This window comes from Diaminobutyricimonas sp. LJ205, from assembly GCF_009755725.1.
Taxonomy (GTDB): Bacteria; Actinomycetota; Actinomycetes; order Actinomycetales; family Microbacteriaceae; genus Ruicaihuangia.
Window position 1 is genome coordinate 1,230,839 of the sequence record NZ_CP046619.1, and the last position, 17,309, is coordinate 1,248,147.

Consider the following 17,309-nt stretch of genomic DNA (forward strand, 5'->3'; position numbering starts at 1 on the left):
GGATTCCCACCCTCCCGATTGACGCGCATCAGGCCCACAATGGCCGGACGACCGACAACGAAGACGTGAGGAAAGATGATGGCCACCCAGCTCAACGCGTACCTGAACTTCCGCGACAACACCAAAGAGGTGATGACCTTCTATCAGTCCGTATTCGGAGGCGAGCTGGACACCAGCACCTTCGGCGAGTATCAGGCCAGCGAAGACCCGTCCGAGCAGGACAAGATCATGCACGCCCAGCTGACCACCGACAACGGCCTGGTGCTGATGGCTGCCGACACCCCGAACAACATGGAATTGGTCAATGGCACGAACTTCGCCCTCTCGCTGAGCGGTGATGATGAGGCGGAGCTGCGCCGCTACTGGGACAAGTTGAGCGATGGAGGGCAAGTGACCATGCCGCTGACCGCCGCCGAGTGGGGCGACACCTTCGGCATGCTGGTTGACCGTTATGGCGTGAACTGGCTGGTCAACATCTCCGGACAGCCGCAGGCGTAACAGCGGATGCCGACGACGCCCAGCCACCCCAGCGCCGTCCGGCACCCGGTCGTAGCCGTTCGTCGACGGCAGGTACTCCCGGCCTGGGTGCGGACGATCGACAGGGCCGCCGCCCACCGGGTGCGGAATCGGCGCACGCACCCGCTCGTTGACCGCGGCTACGCCAGGCTCTCCCATTCGGCGAACCGCAGCGTGCTCTGGCTTTCCATCGCGGCGGGGCTGTTCGTGCTCGGCAATCGCCGGGCAGCGGTCCGGGGCAGCGCGTCCATCGTCGTCGCCAGCGCGCTCGCCAACTTGGTCGGCAAGCGCGTGTTCGGTGGCGATCGGCCGCTGCTGAAGGACATCCCGGTCGGGAGGCGGCTCAAGCGGCATCCGACCTCCGCATCATTCCCGTCCGGCCATTCGGCGAGCGCAGCCGCCTTCGCCACCGGGGTCGCTCTCGAATCACCACGCGCGGGGGCCGCCGTCGCGCCCGCGGCGCTGGCGGTCGCCTACTCACGGTTGCACACCGGAGCGCACTGGCTCTCGGACGTCATCGGTGGCTTCGCCATCGGCGCCGGGGTGGCCCTCGTCGGCCGGTGGTTGGTGCCATCCCCGCAGCCACCCGCGCCCGAATCGGCTCCGCGAGGCGGTACACCGACAGCGCTGCCTGCCTCCGCTGACGGCGCAGGCGTGTTCATCGTCGTCAACCCGGCCTCAGGCGGCACCCTCGGGCCGGACCCGGCGACCGTGCTCGAGCGTGCCCTGCCGGCCGCCCGGCTGCACCGCTCTGCCGAGGGCGAGGATCTCGCCGCGATCGTGCGGGCCGCCCTCACCGGGGAAGACCCGCCGCGGGTGATCGGCGTCTGCGGGGGAGATGGCACGGTGGCAACCGTGGCCGGGGTCGCCCAGGCGGCGGATGTCCCGCTGCTGGTGTTGCCCGGCGGCACCTTCAACCACTTCGCCCGCACGGCAGGACTCGAATCCGTTCAGCACGGCATCGACGCCCTGGCGGCCGGCACGGGGCTGCGGGTGGATGTCGGGACCCTCAGCCGCGGGGACCGTGAGCCGGTGACCGTGCTCAACACGGTGTCCCTGGGCGTCTATCCCGATTTCGTCGCCGAGCGCGAGAAGCTCGAGCCGCGCTTCGGGAAATGGCTGGGTGGCGTCGTCGCCGCCGGTCGCGTGCTGCGAACAGTGGATCCGGTCACGGTGCTGCTGAATGGCCGGAGGGTCCGGGTGTGGTCCCTGTATGTCGGGGTCAGCCGGAACAGCCCGGCGACCGTCGCGCCGCTTCAGCGACTACGCCTGGGTGGAAACGTTCTTGATGTGCGCATCCTGCACGCCGGACGCCGTGACGGCGCTGCGCTGTCGCTGGCGTTCGGACGTCGCACCAGCCGCATCCTTCGATGGCTGCTGCCAGGCTCCAGCGTGATCGAACGGTTCGTCACCGATGCCGTGACCCTTGAAGTCCCGGCGGGCGAAGGCAGCCCTGCGGTGTTCGCGCACGACGGCGAAGTCGAACACGCGGCCGTGGAGGTCGCGCACAGGTTCACCGTGCGGGTCGCGCCGAGAGCGCTGTCCGTATACAGCCCACTCGGCGCCGACCGCCCGGAGCCTGACCGTCCGCTTTAGGGTGCGGTTCGGGTACTCGCGGTGCGGTTCCGGGTGAGCAGGAACCCCAGCGCGATCATCACGATGCCGAGCACCAGGTGCAGCCAGTTGTCCGCGGTGTTCATCGGCACGAAGTTCGCCGGGTTCTCGCCCGCCACGAACAGTCCGTACAGCCAGAGCACCAGGTAGACGACGCCGCCCCAGATCAGGAAGTTGCGGGCGCCAGGAGCGGTACGCGCGAAGGCGACCCCGGCGATCCCGAACAGCAGGTGCACGATGTTGTGGAGGATCGACACCTGGAACACTCCAAGCAGGAGCGCTTCCGATTCGTGGCCGGCGAACATCATCGTCTCGTAGTTGGTGGTCACTCCCGGAATGAATCCGAGGATGCCGACCAGCAGGAACACGATTCCAACAATCAGGCTGGCGGTCTGGACAGGAGTAGCTGTCATCCCCGTCCGGTTCGCAGATACGTTTGACATTTCACGCTTCCTCACTAACTGGGAAGGGCGTGTGCAGTTGCCCTGTGTTTGCCGAGGGTACGCCGCTGCGGTCCCGCTGAAAACCCCTCGCACTCAGGCCCGCTGGCCGAGTTCCGCCAGGACGAGCGGCAGTGCATCCACCAGTTCTCGGGCCAGGAATCCGGTCGGTCCGATCCGGGCGGCGAGTCGATCGCCAGCCGTCGCGTGCAGGTGCGTTCCCCAGCAGGCCGCCTGCTCGGCGGTGGCGCCCCGCGCGAGCAATCCGCCGATCGCGCCGGCCAGCACGTCACCGCTGCCCGAGGTGCCAAGCCCCGCCTGGCCGGAACCCTGCTGCCAGAGCGCTCCGTCAGGCGTCGCGACCAGCCCGAAGGCGCTTGTCACTGCCGCGTACTGCTCCGAGATCGCCCGGATGTCGTCCTCTCGATCGTCCACATCACGGCCGAGAAGCCGTGCCATTTCCGCGTCATTCGGGGTGAGGACGAGCCGCCCCCGCCACGGCGCTGTGGCTGCGGTGACATCCGGGAGCACACCCAGCGCGTAGGCGTCCAGCAGCACCGGCGTCGAAGCGCCGATTTCGGGCGCGAGTGCCGTCAGGAGCAGCCGCGCCTCATCGGCGTCATCGAGTCCGGGGCCGATCACGACTGCGTCGGCGCGCTCGAACTCCTCCCGAAGCAGGTCATTCGTTCGCCCACGGACCGCGCCGGTCGCCGTCTGCTCGAGGGAAATCACTCCCGATTCGGGAACGGCGACCGCGACCTGTGCGGCGACTGATTCAGCCACGGCGATGGTCAGCCTCCCGGCGCCGACCCGCAGGGCAGCGAGCCCGGCCAGCATGGCTGCACCTGGCGACCGCCGAGCGCCGCCGATGATCAGGATGCGCCCACGATCGTTCTTGGACCCCGCCCCGCTCGGCAACTCCCAGTTGCGCAGGATGTTCGGCGTCAGCGCCTCACTGCGGGAAGGCATCGCGGGTCCCCGTGTGCACGGTCACTTCGGCGCCGAGCGCTTCGAGATGGTCGACGCGGTTGTACAGGTCGAGAGTCCACGGACCATCCGCTTCGTGCCGGACCAGCCGGCTGATCGACGCATTGAGCAGGGGTGTGGTGCTGGCCAGTTCCAGCACCTGAGCCTCGGTGAGGTGCTCGCAGATGTACCGGATCAGGGTGAGCACGGCATCGTGGGAGACGATCAGCACCCGCCGACCGGACTCGAGCCGGTCAAGGTCGATCAACATGGACCGCAGCCGGAGCACAACGTCGGCCCATGATTCACCGCCAGGCGGACGATAGTAGAACTTCCCGAGTCGGCGCCTGCGCGCGGCTTCGACGGGCAGTCGTGCCTCGACACCCACGGTGGTCAGGGCGTCAATGATGCCGAGCTCCCGGTCGCGGAGTCTCTCATCCACGCGCACCGGCAGTTGTGCCCGCTGGCCGGCGGCGAGCAGCCGCGCCGTATCCGCGGCCCGCAGATACGGTGAGCACCAGATCGAGTCGGGGAACTGGTCGTCGTCCAGGCCCTGCAACCACCGGCCGACTGCGGCGGCCTGGTCGGCGCCGATCTGGCTGAGCGGCACGTCGGCGTCCCTCAGGGGAACGTCGATCTCTTCGGCGCGCGCCAACTCGGCAGCGGAGGCCGCGACATTCGCGGTGCTCTCACCGTGGCGGATCAAGGTCAAGGCAATAGCTCCCACCCGACCGACCGTACGCCCGCGCCTCATCCCCGCCAAACGACGCCCGTGCCACGGGTGACCCTTCCCCGGTCACGTCCGGCTCGCGTAGCCTGACCGCATGGCCAGCGACGCGGTGATGCTCCCGGTGGGCGAGCGGGAAGTCCGGATCTCAAGCCCGAACCGCGTGTTGTGGCCAGAGCTCGGGTTGACCAAGCTCGACCTGGCCCGCTACCTGGTCGAGGTGGGTGACGCCTTCGTCGCAGCCAACGGCGACCGACCGTTGTCGCTGCAACGGTTCCCCGAGGGAGTCGATGGTGAGCAGTTCTTCTCGAAGAACCCGCCGAAGGGTGCGCCGGACTTCATCCGATCGGTGAAGGTGGTCTATCCCAGCGCCCGCTCGCACCCGCAGCTGGTGATCGACGAGCCCGCCGCAGCAGTGTGGGCGGTGCAGATGAACACGATCGTGTTCCACCCGTGGCCCTCGCGCGCCGAGACATCCGATTACCCCGACCAGTTCCGGGTCGATCTGGACCCGCAACCGGGCACCGACTTCGACGACGCCATTCCCGCAGCGCTGGAACTGAGGAAGGTGCTGCAGGAGGCGGGCCTGGAGCCGTTCATCAAGACTTCCGGCAACCGTGGACTACACGTGTTCGCTCCGATCGACGCGACGCATGAGTTCCTGGATGTCCGGCACGCCGTGATCGCGGCGGCCCGCGAGCTGGAGCGACGGATGCCGGACAAGGTGACCACCGCATGGTGGAAGGAGGAACGCGGCGAGCGCGTCTTCGTCGACTTCAACCAGGCGAACCGTGACCGCACCATGGCGGGCGCCTACAGCCCGCGAGCATTGCCGCACGCGCCGGTGTCCTGTCCGATCGAGTGGGACGAACTGGAGAGCACCGATCCCAGGCAGTTCACCATCCTCACCGTCCCCGAGCGGCTCCGGACCAGCGGCGACCCGTGGGCCGAGTTCGGGGCAACGCCGGGCAGCATCGACACGCTGCTCGGCTGGTGGGAGCGCGACCTCGCCGACGGACTCGGGGAACTGCCGTTCCCGCCGGACTACCCGAAGATGCCGGGCGAACCACCCCGCGTGCAGCCGAGTCGGGCCAAAAAACCGGACTGAGGCCCGCCCTCACACCGACCTTGCAGGCGTCTCCTACTGCGCCAGAGCCGTGCGAAGCGTAGTGTCGGCACAGGGAGAAGAGGCCTCATCATGACTGCACTCTGGACGCGCTGGGCACCCGCCGCTGCGGCTGTCGCCGTGATCGCGGTAGGCACCGTCGCCGCGACCGCCGCACCCAATGTCGACCTGCCGGACAAGACGCCGGCGGAACTGATTGAACTCGCCGCGGGCAGCAGCGTGCAGGCGTTCTCGGGAACGGTCGAGCAGTCGTCGGAGATGGGGTTGCCCGAACTGCCCGATGAGCGCGGATTCGCGGATGCCGCGGACGCCCTTGAGTTCCTCACCAGCTCGCACACCGCCCGAGTATGGGTGGATGCGCCGGAACGCGGCCGCGTGCAGCTGCTCGATACCCTCGCCGAGCGTGGCGCAGTCAAGAACGGCAGCGAGCTCTGGCTGTACTCCTCCGAAGAGGAGGAGGTGACGCATGTGACCCTGCCCGCGGGCGGTCTCCCCGAGCCCTCGCCCGGGCCGACGCTCACCCCCAATGAACTGGCAGACCGTCTCCTCGCCGATCTGGATTCCAGCACGGCAGTGACGGCAGGGGATGACACCCGAGTCGCGGGCCGTACCGCCTACCAGCTCGTCCTCACCCCACGTACCGACGACACCCTGGTCGACTCTGTGGTGGTCGCACTGGACTCCGAGACCGGTTTCCCGCTCAGCTTCGCCGTGCACGCCACCGGACAAGCTGAACCCGCGCTCGCCGTGGCCTTCTCGAGCGTGAGCTTTGAGACCCCGACCGCCGACACGTTCGCCTACACGCCGCCGGCTGGCGCGACCGTCGAAGAACTCAGCGCCGAGGAGATCGCCGCGAAGCTCAGTGCCGGTGGGCATTCGGCGGCCGATCACCCGCTGCCGCTCGTCACCGGATCGGATTGGGCCACCGTTGTGGAACTGCCCGCCGGCGCGCTGCCCGCTGAGGCGTTGGCCTCACCGCTGCTGGCGCAGGTCACCCAGGTCGTGGACGGCGGTCGACTGTTCAGCACGGCACTGTTCAGCGTGCTGGTGACCGATGATGGACGCGTGTTCGCCGGGGCAGTCCCCGCGACCACGCTGCAGGCGGCGGTCGCCGCGCGGTGACAGGCCTCGCGATCGAGACGCACGGGCTCAGCAAACGCTTCGGCCACCGCAGCGTCGTCACCGACCTCGACCTCGCGGTGCCGAGCGGCTCGGTGTTCGGCTTCCTCGGCCCGAACGGCTCGGGCAAGACCACCACGATTCGGATGCTGCTCGGCCTCGCCGCCGCATCCGAAGGCCGGATGCGAGTACTCGACCAGGACCTGCCGAAGGCGCTGCCCCGAGTGCTGCCGCAGGTGGGAGCGCTCGTGGAGGGGCCGGCGTTCTACCCGTTCCTGTCCGGGGTGGCGAACCTCGAACGGCTGGACTCCGCCGACCGGTATGCGCCTGCACGGACCCGCAAGCAGCGCGTGCACGAAGCGCTCGAGGTCGTGGGGCTCGGTCACGCGGCAACCAAGAAGGTGCGCGCCTACTCGCTCGGCATGAAACAGCGGCTCGGTATTGCGGCGGCCCTGCTGGCCCCACGCGAGCTGCTCATCCTCGATGAGCCGACGAACGGATTGGACCCGCAAGGAACCCGGGAGGTGCGGAACCTGGTGCGCTCGCTCGCCGACAAGGGAACCACGGTGTTCGTGTCCAGCCACCTGCTGTCCGAGGTGGAGCAAGTCTGCACGCACGCAGCGATCCTGTCGGCCGGTCGCCTGGTCGGCCAGGGCACCCTCGACGAGTTGCGGAGCGTGGGCACCGGGCAGGTCCTAGTACAGACGCCGGATGTCGAGACGGCGCGCACCGTGCTCGCTGAGCTGGGGCTCAGTCCCGAGCCATCGGACGGTGAGCAGGTGCGCGCGATCCTGCCGCAACAGCAGCCGATCCCGCCTGAACGGATCGTCTCGGCACTGGTTGCGCGAGGAGTGCGCGTCCGCGGCTTCACCCTGAGCGGAGCCAGCCTCGAGGACCGTTTCGTCGAACTCACGGGAGAGGGGTTCGAAGTTGTCCAGTGAGATGACAGCCAGCGACACCGCCGCAACCGAGCGAACGGTGAAGCCCTCGAGCGGCTGGCGGCTGGTGGCATCCGAGATCTCACTGCTCTACCGCCGCCTGCGCACCTGGGCGATGATGGCGGCGCTCGCCGCCATCCCGGTGCTGATCGCGATCGCGGTGCGGCTGACCTCTGGGCCGCCCGAGGGTCGGGGACCGGCGTTCCTCGACCAGATCACCGAGAACGGCATGTTCGTGGCCCTCACCGCGATGATCGTGGCGGTGCCACTGTTCCTGCCGTTGACGATCGGCGTCGTCGCCGGAGACACGATCGCCGGTGAGGCAAACCTCGGCACGCTTCGCTACCTGCTCACCGCGCCCGCCGGCCGGCTGTGGCTGTTGATCGTGAAGTACCTCGGTGCGGCTGTCTTCTGCCTGACCGCCCCGCTGATCGTCGCGATCAGCGGCATCCTGATGGGCCTCGCCCTGTTCCCGGTCGGCCCGGTGACGTTGCTCTCCGGTGAGACGGTCGAATTCGGCGAAGCGCTCGCGCGGCTGGCGTTGATCGTCCTCTACATCACCGTCTCGCTGCTGGGCCTGTCAGCGATCGGCCTGTTCATCTCGACCATGACCGTCATCCCGGTGGGGGCGATGGCCACCACCGTCGGCGTGGCCGTGGTGTCGCAGATCCTCGGCTCGCTGCCACAGTTGGAATGGCTGCACCAGTGGTTGTTCAGTCACTATTGGTTCGGTTTCGCCGACCTGCTGCGCGACCCGATCTCCTGGCAGTCGTTCGGGGACAACGCCCTGCTGCAGCTGGGTTACCTGATCGTGTTCGGCGCGCTCGCCTACGGCCGGTTCACGACCAAGGACGTGCTGTCCTGATCAGGCAAGCACTCGGCTGAGGTCGTACGCGACCGGCGTCTCAAGCTGTTCGAAAGTGCACGAGGTCGGATCGCGATCGGGACGCCAGCGCTCGAACTGCACGGTGTGCCGGAATCGCGCGCCCTCCATCTGGTCGTAGCGCACTTCAAGCACCCGGCTCGGCTCAAGGCGCACGAACGAGACATCCTTCGCCGACGAGAACCGGCTGCGGTCGGTGGCGCCGGTGAGTGCCACGCCACTGTCGTCACGGCTGACCAGCGGCTCCAACTTGTCGATGAGTTCCAGCCGGCGCTTGTCGCTGAACGCCGACGCGCCGCCGACATTACGGAGTGTGCCGTCGGCGTCGTACAGGCCGAGGAGCAGTGACCCGACGCCCTGGCCGCTGGTGTGCACCCGATAGCCGAGCAGCACGACATCCGCGGTGCGCTTGTGCTTGATCTTCAGCATGGTGCGCTTGCCGGGGGAGTAGGGCGCCGTCATCGGTTTCGCCACCACACCGTCAAGACCTGCCCCCTCGAATTCGACCAGCCACCGCCTGGCGAGCTCCGGATCCTGGGTCAGCTGAGTGAGATGCAGCGGATCGCCGATCCCAGCCGTCAGCGCCTCGAGCTGGCTGCGTCGCTCGGCGAAGGGGACGGCGAGCAGCGATTCGCCGCCACGGGCCAGCAGGTCGAAGGCGACGAACATCGCCGGGGTTTCCTCGGCCAGTTTCCGCACCCGGCTGTCCGCGGGGTGGATGCGCTGCGACAGCGCCTCCCAATCCAGGCGCTGCGCGCCCGGCTCACCCGTGGGAACCACTATCTCTCCGTCGAGCACACACGGCTCAGGCAGCAGCCGGGCGAGCGCGTCGGTCAGTTCGGGGAAGTACCGGGTGAGCATCTTGGAGCCACGGCTCCCGATCTCAACGGTGTCGCCATCGAAAACGACGATGCCGCGGAAACCGTCCCACTTGGGCTCGTAGCCGAGACCACCCTCGGCGCTGTCCGATTCGGGGATCGCGGTGACCGCTTTGGCGAGCATGGGCACGATCTGCGCGCTGACAGGAGGCTGCATGGGTTCGATCCTGCCCTTCCCGTCCTCCCAGCACCAGTACGTAACATCACCTGCGGCGATGGCAGAGTGGAATGCACCGGCGCGTTCTCCGGTTCGCTATCGTGACGCGCACTCGAAAGCAGGTTCACCGTTCGATGACCACCACCACCCAGGCAGGAGTTCAGCCGCTCAGCGACTCCGACATCGCCGGCATCCGGCAAGACTTCCCAATCCTCCGCACTACCGTGAACGATGCTCCTCTGGTGTACCTCGACTCCGGGGCGACCGCGCAGAAGCCGCTGTCGGTGCTCGACGCGGAGCGGGAGTTCTACGAGCAGCACAACTCCGCGGTTCACCGTGGGGCGCACACGCTGGCCGCGCTGGCGACCGAGTCCTTCGAGAACGCCCGCGCGCGGGTCGCGCGGTTCATCGGCGCAGCCGACGACGAAGTGGTGTGGACCGCGAACGCCACCGAGGCACTGAACCTGATCGCCTACGGGATCTCCAACGCCAGCCTCGGACGTGGCGGCGACGCGGCCGCCGCCTTCCGGTTCGGGCCGGGCGATGAGATCGTCGTCACCGAACTGGATCACCACGCGAACCTGATCCCGTGGCAGGAACTCGCTCGGCGCACCGGGGCGACGCTTCGATTCATCCCGATCGATGATGACGGCGCCCTGCGCATGGACGCCCTCGACGTGATCACCGAACGCACCCGGCTGCTCGCCTTCACCCACGTCTCCAACGTGCTCGGGTCGGTCACCCCGGTCGCTGAGCTGGTTGGCCGCGCCCAGGCGGTCGGCGCGCTCACGGTGCTCGATGCCTGCCAGTCGGCCCCGCACCTGCCCCTGGATGTTGCCGCCCTCGGTGTGGACTTCGCGGCGTTCTCGGGGCACAAGATGCTCGGGCCGACCGGGATCGGCGTGCTCTACGGCCGCCGCGACCTGCTGAACGCGTTGCCACCCTTCCTCACCGGTGGATCGATGATCACCACGGTCACCATGGAGGGCGCCGACTACCTGCCTGCCCCGCAGCGGTTCGAGGCGGGCACGCAGAAGGTGTCACAGGCGATCGCCCTGGCCGCCGCGATCGACTATCTTGACGGCGTCGGCATGGACCGCATCGCCGCGCATGAGGCGCGGCTCGGCGCCCGGTTGGCCGAGGGGCTGTCGGAGATCCCCGGCGTCCGGCTGCTCGGCCCCGCTGCCGGGCAGGACCGGGTCGGCTTGGCGAGCTTCGATGTCCGAGGCATCCATTCGCACGATGTCGGACAGTTCCTGGACGAGCAGGGCATTGCCGTCCGGGTCGGTCACCACTGCGCCCAGCCGCTGCACCGACGGCTCGGCGTGACCTCGTCGACCCGCGCCAGCGCCTACCTGTACACCACCGACGACGAGATCGACCAGTTGCTCACCGGGGTCGCCGACGCGATCCGCTTCTTCGGACCGATCCCATGAGCGATCTCAAGGAGCTCTACCAAGAGCTCATCCTCGACCACTCGCGGCACCCGCACGGTTACGGGCTGACCGAGGGCGCCGCCGCGCAGTCGCACCAGGTCAACCCGACCTGCGGTGACGAGGTCACCCTGGCGCTGCACGTCGAAGAGGGGACGGATGCCGTCACCGCGGTGCACTGGGAAGGTCACGGCTGCGCCATCTCGCAGGCCTCCGCTTCGCTATTCGCCGAGATGGCCGACGGGCAGACCCTTGCCGGGCTGCAGGAGCGGATCGAAGTGTTCCGCACGGCGCTGCGCTCCCGGGGCACGATCGAACCCGACGAGGCGCTGCTTGGCGACGCGGCAGTGCTCGGCGGGGTGTCGCGCTATGTGGCCAGGGTGAAGTGCGCGATGCTCGCCTGGGTGGCCGCGGAACATGCCATCGCCCAGGTCAGGGCGAACGACGGCCACTAGTCGTCACTCGTGCAGGGAGGACAGGATCGCGATCACGTCGTCGTGCCAGCGCCTGGCGGCGGGCAGCACCCGGGTGAAGTAAGCGACATCGTGCGTGACCCCGAGGTACTGCACCGCGCTTGCCTCGACACCGGCATTGCGCAGCGCCGCCGCATAGGCGGCGCCGTCGCCACGCAGCGGGTCATACTCGGCCGTCAGCACGAACGCCGGCGGCAAGTCGGCATGCGACTCGGCGCGCAGTGGCGATGCAAGCGGATCCTTGGCGTGTGCGCGGTCCCGCAAGTAGGTCTTGACGACCGAACGCAACTCTCGCGCGGCGAGCACGCTGGGGATGCCCATGGCGCGGGTCGGTGCGTAGTCGATGTGTCCGCCGGTGAGATCCACAACCGGTACTTCCAGCATTTGCAGTCGTAGCGGCAGATTGCCGCGGTCACGATTGACCAGGGTGACGGCCGCGGCGATGTTTCCTCCGGCGGAGATTCCGGCGATGCCGATCCGGCTCGGGTCGATGCCCAGCGTCAGGGCCTGATCGAATAACCAGGTGAGCGCGGCGTGTCCTTGCTCCACGGGAACCGGGAACCGGTGCTCCGGGGCGAGTGCATAGTCGACAGCGACGACGGCGATGCGTGCCTCGGCGGCGCGTCGGCGGAAGGCGGCATCCGTGGTCGGATAGTCGATGCCGCCGATCCGGAATCCGCCTCCGAAGAATGCCAGCACCGCGGGCAGGCGGGAATGGCTGGCGCGCTCCGCGGCGGCTGGTTCGAAGGGGTAATAGATCCGCACGCGCACGCTCGGGTAGCCATTCACCGCCACCTCGTGCTCGACGATGTGCAGGTCGGGGCCGGCGGTGCCGACCGTGCGCAGTTCCTTGCGGTCCCAGTTCAGTGCAGCCCGACGAAACTGGGCACGCTTGCGCCTGGGCTCGCGCCCAGCGCGCCGCAACTCCAAATCGGCCGCAGGCGGTGCCGCAAGGCCCCCGGTTGAGGTCTGCGCGAGCTCGGCTGCCGCGACCTCGGCCCGGTCTGAGCTGGGGCGCCCGAATCGCCACGGCCAGCGAAACACGGTCTTCATCCGGTCGACGGCTCGCCCGAACAGGTAGCGGCGATGGGTCTGCAGGCGCTCAGTGAAGAACGGGTCGAGTGGCATGTTGACCTCCGGTGCTTCGTGCCCGAAATTCTAATCCCGTCCGTCCCGGCACGCCGGGGTGGATCCGGGCGGTGTCGGTGGGGCGACGTACTCTCGCCTCATGGAGATCAGGACTTGCCCCGAATGCCGCACCGAAACCGTCAGCGCCGGACTCGCGTTCTGGCCGGGCATCGACGAGCCGGTCGCGGTTGCCGAGTGCCGGGATTGTGGCTGGGCCGGCGTCGACGCCGAGCTGGGTGCGTCACCGGCGGTGCGGGCCGCTGCGGCCTGAGCTAGCCGGCTGGTCGAGCTTCTAGCCCGCTGTTCGAGCTTCTAGCCCGCTGGTCGAGCTTGCCGAGACCTCAGCGCAGCCGCTTGATGATTTCGCTGACCGCCGCCCGACCTGCCCGGTTCGCTCCGATTGTGGAGGATGACGGTCCATAGCCGATCAGGTGCACTCGCGGTTCGATCTCCACCCGGGTGCGATCCATCACGATGCCACCGCCCGGGGCTCGCAGGTGCAGCGGGGCAAGGTGATCCAGGGCAGCGCGGAACCCGGTCGCCCAGAGGATGACACTCGCGGGCTGGAATGACCCGTCGGCCATGCGCACCCCGTCCGGTTCGATCCGGGTGAACATCGGATGCCGCTCGAGCACGCCGCGCGCGGCGGCAGCCCTGAGTGCTGGGGTCCAGATGAGGCCGGTGACCGATACGACGCTCTGCGGCGGCAACCCCTGGCGCACCCGCTCTTCGACGAGCGCGACCGCGTCATGGCCGGCCTTGTTGTCGAACTCGTCATCACGCCAGACCGGCTCGCGCCGTGTCACCCAGGTGGTGGTCGCCACTCGAGAGATCTCATCGAGCAATTGCACCGCTGAGATCCCACCGCCGACAACGACGACGTGCTCGCCGGCGAACTCGCTGGCGGCGACGTACTCCTTGGTGTGCAGTTGCCGGCCGAGGAAGGTGAATTGGCCGGGGTAGACGGGCCAGAACGGCTTCGTCCAGGTGCCGGTCGCGTTGATCACCGCGCGGGCCGAGAACATGCCCGCGGAGGACTCGACGAGCAGCCGGCCGTCGGGTTCGGCGTCCTCACGCCGAACCGCCGAGACGGTCACCGGCCGGATGACGCCGAGCTCGAGCTCTCGTTCGTAGTCGCCGAAGTACCGCGTCAGGAACTGCGAGCTTGGCTCGTCGGGGTCGACATCGGGCTTCGCGATACCCGGCAGGTCGCTGATGCCGTTCACGGTTGCCATGCGCAGGCTCTGCCACCGGTGCCGCCACGCCCCACCGGGGCCATCCTCCGCGTCAAGCACGACATAGCTGCGCTCGGGTTCACGGCCCTCGAGCGTGACCGGCTCGAACCCGCTGCGCCGCAGATGGTATGCCGCCGACAGCCCCGCCTGTCCCGCCCCGATCACGACGACATCCGCCAGAGTCACCGCCCCGGCCCGTTCAGCAGGATTGTGGTTCAGGAGCAGGGTGTCGGTCACGATGAGGTCAACGCGCTGGGGCGGCTGGATCTTCCGGAATAGGCTCCCGAGCATGGCATCCGAGCTGCAGTCCGCCGCGGCTGCCGTGTATTCCGGCCGTCTGGAGGAGTTCACGGCTGCGCGCGACGAGCGGTCGAAAGCGGCCAAGGCGGCCGGCGACAAAGAGCTCGCCACCGCGATCGGACGGTTGCGCAAGCCGACCGCAGCCGCCTGGCTGGTGAGCATGCTGGTCGCCCACCGGCCCCAGCTGGTCGACGAGGTCACCGGGCTCGGCCGTGACCTGCGACGAGCGCAGCAGCGTCTGGACGGCCCCGAGATGCGCCGTCTGAGCCGGGTGCGGCAAGAGGTCATCCGCCGGGTTGCGGCGGAGGCATCCGCTGTCGCCGCGGAGCTCGGCAGCCCCGCCAGCGCTGCCGTGCTCGAGGAAGTCACGCAGACCTTCCAGGCCGCTGCCACGGATGCCGCGGCCGCCGCCGCTGTCCGAAGCGGCTTGCTCACCAAGGCGCTGCCGGCCGCCGTGACCGGCACGGATCTCACAGCCGCACTCGCCCTACCTGACGCGATCGACCTTGCGGCTGAGGAACCGGACGCGGAGCCGAAGCAGCCGGCTGAAACCATACCCGTTCCGAAGCGCCCGAGTAAGCGGGACACCGAGCGTGCCCAGAAGCAGCGCGAGCGGGCGCAACGCGCTGTTGAGGCGGCACGCACCGCGCTCGATGAGAAGACCCGTTCGGTCGAGGACGGGCGCACCCGTCGCCGCGAGCTCGAACAGGGAATCGAGGACCTCCAGCAGCAACTGGATGACCTTGAGGATGCCCTTTCCGACCTCGAGAGAAGCCTGCGTGGTCTGGAGAAAGACCGGCGGGCTGCGCAGCGCGACCTGCAGGACGCTGAGCGGGCCGTCGCCGACCTGCCGGATGCGGGTTGACCGCAGTCACCTCACCGCGCTAGTCATCCGACCGCGCGAAGCCGCGCCCCGCGCTGAGCACCTGCACCTCCTGGCGACCGCCGACGAAACGCTCCACCTCGTCGAACACCAGGACCAGATGAGCGTGATCCGCTGAGACCGCGCTCACCCCGACCAGGCTGCGCCGATGCAGGTCAAGGTGCCCGGCCTCCGCGACCGCAAGCTGGAAGCGCCGGCGCAGCTCCGCGATCAGCGGGCGGATGATCGCGCGTTTCTCCTTCAGCGAGTGCACGTCGCCGAGCAGCAGGTCGAACTCAATCCAGCCGATCCACATGCCTGCGAAGTGTACGCCCGCGCTTACGCTGGAACGGGCAGCGCCAGTACAAAGGAGTACCGATGCCGAACGAGCCAGAGCGGCCCGGCGCCGCAGAATGGGTACCCGACACCGACGACGTCGCCCGGCTGCGGGAGGCAGCACCTGCCTGCCGTGGCTGCGAACTGTGGCGGGACGCCACCCAGGTGGTCTTCTCGGCGGGCACGAACGCGGCGCGGATCATGCTCGTCGGAGAACAACCCGGAGACCGCGAAGACCTTGAGGGGACGCCGTTCGTCGGACCCGCCGGGCGGCTCCTGGCTGAAGCCGTCGACGAAGTCGGGTTCCGGCGGGAAGACCTGTACCTCACCAACGCGGTCAAGCACTTTCGGTATCACGTCGAGCCGCGCGGTAAACGGCGCATCCACGACAAACCCGACGCCGTGCACATTGAGGCATGCAGGCCATGGCTCGCTGCCGAGATCCGGGGCGTCGCACCGGGCCTGATCGTCTGTCTCGGTGCAACAGCCGGGCGGGCGGTGCTCGGCCGCACCGTCCGGATCGGAGCCGAGCGCGGCCGCATCCAGGACAGCGATACGGGGCGCGTGCTCATCACCACGCACCCATCATCCGTGCTCCGGTTGCGGGGTAAGGACGGTTTTGCGGATGCTTACGCCGAACTTGTCGCCGACCTGACGGTCGCCCGGCAGGCGCTCTAACCGGCGACGGCCGCAGGCATCGGCTGTTCGGCCGGCTTCCGCACCAGGAAGGTGCCCGCGAGCGCCAGCAACGAGATCACCGCACCGCACACGAACGCCGCGTGGATCCCCTCGGCCAGTGCCGCCACGGGAGCATCCCCTGCGGCGCTGGCAGACGCGGATACTGCCGCCATCACGGTGATGAACAGGGCTGTGCCCACCGCGCCGGCGACCTGCTGCACGGTGCCGACGATCGCGCTGCCGTGGGAGTACAGCTCGGGCTTCACCGCTCCGAGCGCGGAGGTGAACAGCGGGGTGAACATCAGGGCCAGGCCGACGCTCAATCCGACGTGCGCGGCGAGCACGAAACCGAAATGCGTCGTGGTGGTGAAGAGGGTCATGCTCCAGAACACCAGGCTGACGATGGCCGCGCCAGGCACCACGAGCACTGTCGGCCCACGGCGATCGTAAATGCGACCCACGACTGGGCCGAGCAAGCCCATCACCAGGCCGCCGGGCAGCAGCATCAGCCCGATCTCCACGGGCTTCAAACCGAGCACCGTCTGCAGGTAGATCGGCAGCAGGATGAGCGTGCCGAACATCGCCACCATGGCAACCGCCATCAGCACGATCGGGATGGTGAAGCCGGATGACGTGAACGTCCGCAGGTCGAGAAGCGCGGCATCCGTGCGCTGCAGCCGCAGCTGGCGCAGCACAAACACGACGAGGGCGGCAGAGCCCACTGTCAGCGGAATCCAGCTCGGCACCGAAGCGCCGCCCTCCGCTGCCTGGCCAAGGCTCGACAGCCCGTAGATCAGGCCGCCGAAGGCCAGGGCGGACAGGATGACCGACAGCACGTCAATCGGAAGCCTGGTCGGGGTGGTCACGTTCTTGATGCCGGCAGCGCCCAGCAGCAGCGATCCGATCGAGATCGGCAGCACGAGCCAGAACATCCAGCGCCAATCGAGCGCGCTCAGGATGACGCCCGAGATTGTCGGCCCGAGGGCAGGCGCAACCGAGATCACGATCGAGATCATGCCCATGGTCGAGCCGCGCTTCGCCAGCGGCACCAGGGTCATCACGGTCGTCATCAGCAGCGGCATCATGATGGCGGTGCCACTCGCTTGAATGACGCGGGCCAGGACCAGAGTGCCGAACCCGGGGGAGAGCGCAGCAAGCAGGGTGCCGGCGCTGAACAGCGTCATCGCGGCCATGAATACCGGTCGGGTGTTGAACCGCTTCAGCAGGTACCCGGTGATCGGGATGACGACCGCCATCGTGAGCATGAACGCCGTGGTCAACCACTGCCCGGCGCTTGCCGTGATGTCGAGGTCTTTCATCAGCCGCGGCAATGCCACGCCCATGATCGTCTCGTTCAGGATCACCACGAACGAGGAAACCAACAGCAGCGAAATCACCAGCTTGGTGCGCGGTTCGAGCCGGTCGGTGCCCTGGGTGTTTTCTGGCGCGAGCGTGCGGCCTGGCATGCGGAATCCTCTCGATGTCGACGACGAACGCGGT

Annotated in this window: 19 protein-coding genes; 11 read left to right on the top strand and 8 right to left on the bottom strand. The window is 68.4% G+C overall.

All coding sequences use genetic code 11. The features are described from left to right. Window positions 1-78 precede the first annotated feature (78 nt). Window positions 79-498: a VOC family protein gene (locus GO591_RS05845; protein WP_157155956.1), complete on the top strand. Its 420-nt coding sequence runs from the start codon at window positions 79-81 to the stop codon at window positions 496-498. A 6-nt stretch (window positions 499-504) separates the two neighbouring features. After that, a complete protein-coding gene (locus GO591_RS05850; protein WP_157155957.1) occupies window positions 505-2,112 on the top strand; it encodes a bifunctional phosphatase PAP2/diacylglycerol kinase family protein in 1,608 nt (535 codons plus the stop codon). Here GO591_RS05850 and GO591_RS05855 read toward each other — a convergent pair. From GO591_RS05855 to GO591_RS05865, 3 genes are all read right to left on the bottom strand, one after another. Beyond that, a complete protein-coding gene (locus GO591_RS05855; RefSeq protein WP_198295572.1) occupies window positions 2,109-2,573 on the bottom strand; it encodes a DUF4383 domain-containing protein in 465 nt (154 codons plus the stop codon). The two genes, GO591_RS05850 and GO591_RS05855, sit on opposite strands and share 4 nt — an antisense overlap. 93 nt (window positions 2,574-2,666) lie before the next feature. Next, on the bottom strand, window positions 2,667-3,539 hold the full coding sequence (locus tag GO591_RS05860) for an NAD(P)H-hydrate dehydratase (RefSeq protein WP_157155958.1): 873 nt from the start codon (window positions 3,537-3,539) through the stop codon (window positions 2,667-2,669). Continuing rightward, window positions 3,523-4,248: a histidine phosphatase family protein gene (locus GO591_RS05865; protein ID WP_347877698.1), complete on the bottom strand. Its 726-nt coding sequence runs from the start codon at window positions 4,246-4,248 to the stop codon at window positions 3,523-3,525. Before GO591_RS05865 ends, GO591_RS05860 begins: the two co-directional genes overlap by 17 nt. Before the next feature lie 112 nt (window positions 4,249-4,360). Here GO591_RS05865 and ligD point away from each other — a divergent pair, with 112 nt between their 5' ends. From ligD to GO591_RS05885, 4 genes are all read left to right on the top strand, one after another. Beyond that, a complete protein-coding gene (gene ligD, locus GO591_RS05870) occupies window positions 4,361-5,371 on the top strand; it encodes a non-homologous end-joining DNA ligase (protein WP_157155960.1) in 1,011 nt (336 codons plus the stop codon). A gap of 90 nt (window positions 5,372-5,461) precedes the next feature. Beyond that, a complete protein-coding gene (locus GO591_RS05875) occupies window positions 5,462-6,511 on the top strand; it encodes a LolA family protein (RefSeq protein WP_157155961.1) in 1,050 nt (349 codons plus the stop codon). After that, window positions 6,508-7,449 carry an ABC transporter ATP-binding protein gene (locus GO591_RS05880; protein WP_157155962.1) on the top strand — a complete coding sequence of 314 codons (942 nt, stop codon included), beginning with the start codon at window positions 6,508-6,510 and terminating at the stop codon, window positions 7,447-7,449. Before GO591_RS05875 ends, GO591_RS05880 begins: the two co-directional genes overlap by 4 nt. 1 nt (window position 7,450) lies before the next feature. Next, on the top strand, window positions 7,451-8,311 hold the full coding sequence (locus tag GO591_RS05885; protein ID WP_157155963.1) for an ABC transporter permease: 861 nt from the start codon (window positions 7,451-7,453) through the stop codon (window positions 8,309-8,311). Here the strand turns inward: GO591_RS05885 and GO591_RS05890 are convergent, their stop codons facing one another. Next, a complete protein-coding gene (locus tag GO591_RS05890) occupies window positions 8,312-9,364 on the bottom strand; it encodes an ATP-dependent DNA ligase (RefSeq protein ID WP_157155964.1) in 1,053 nt (350 codons plus the stop codon). Between the two features lie 134 nt (window positions 9,365-9,498). On the opposite strand from GO591_RS05890, the gene GO591_RS05895 reads away from it, so the two are divergent. Further along, window positions 9,499-10,800, top strand: coding sequence for an aminotransferase class V-fold PLP-dependent enzyme (locus tag GO591_RS05895; protein WP_157155965.1), 1,302 nt, complete (start codon window positions 9,499-9,501; stop codon window positions 10,798-10,800). After that, a complete protein-coding gene (gene sufU, locus GO591_RS05900; RefSeq protein ID WP_157155966.1) occupies window positions 10,797-11,252 on the top strand; it encodes a Fe-S cluster assembly sulfur transfer protein SufU in 456 nt (151 codons plus the stop codon). The genes GO591_RS05895 and sufU overlap by 4 nt, the downstream gene beginning before the upstream one ends. Before the next feature lie 3 nt (window positions 11,253-11,255). Here the strand turns inward: sufU and GO591_RS05905 are convergent, their stop codons facing one another. Continuing rightward, window positions 11,256-12,398: an alpha/beta hydrolase gene (locus GO591_RS05905; protein WP_157155967.1), complete on the bottom strand. Its 1,143-nt coding sequence runs from the start codon at window positions 12,396-12,398 to the stop codon at window positions 11,256-11,258. Window positions 12,399-12,498: 100 nt separating this feature from the next. On the opposite strand from GO591_RS05905, the gene GO591_RS05910 reads away from it, so the two are divergent. After that, the gene (locus tag GO591_RS05910; protein WP_157155968.1) at window positions 12,499-12,669 is read left to right on the top strand and encodes a hypothetical protein; all 171 of its coding nucleotides are present in this window, start codon (window positions 12,499-12,501) and stop codon (window positions 12,667-12,669) included. A 70-nt stretch (window positions 12,670-12,739) separates the two neighbouring features. On the opposite strand, the gene GO591_RS05915 is transcribed toward GO591_RS05910, so the two are convergent. Further along, a complete protein-coding gene (locus GO591_RS05915; protein WP_157155969.1) occupies window positions 12,740-13,924 on the bottom strand; it encodes an NAD(P)-binding domain-containing protein in 1,185 nt (394 codons plus the stop codon). On the opposite strand from GO591_RS05915, the gene GO591_RS05920 reads away from it, so the two are divergent. Continuing rightward, complete coding sequence (locus GO591_RS05920) at window positions 13,923-14,798, top strand: hypothetical protein (protein ID WP_157155970.1); 876 nt, start codon at window positions 13,923-13,925, stop codon at window positions 14,796-14,798. The genes GO591_RS05915 and GO591_RS05920 overlap by 2 nt on opposite strands. Before the next feature lie 19 nt (window positions 14,799-14,817). Here the strand turns inward: GO591_RS05920 and GO591_RS05925 are convergent, their stop codons facing one another. Next, window positions 14,818-15,111, bottom strand: coding sequence for a DUF503 domain-containing protein (locus tag GO591_RS05925; protein WP_157155971.1), 294 nt, complete (start codon window positions 15,109-15,111; stop codon window positions 14,818-14,820). Window positions 15,112-15,173: 62 nt separating this feature from the next. Here GO591_RS05925 and GO591_RS05930 point away from each other — a divergent pair, with 62 nt between their 5' ends. After that, window positions 15,174-15,809: a UdgX family uracil-DNA binding protein gene (locus tag GO591_RS05930; RefSeq protein ID WP_157155972.1), complete on the top strand. Its 636-nt coding sequence runs from the start codon at window positions 15,174-15,176 to the stop codon at window positions 15,807-15,809. Here GO591_RS05930 and GO591_RS05935 read toward each other — a convergent pair. Then, entirely contained in the window at window positions 15,806-17,275 is a 1,470-nt protein-coding gene (locus GO591_RS05935) for an MDR family MFS transporter (RefSeq protein ID WP_157155973.1), read from the bottom strand. The genes GO591_RS05930 and GO591_RS05935 overlap by 4 nt on opposite strands. Window positions 17,276-17,309 lie beyond the last annotated feature (34 nt).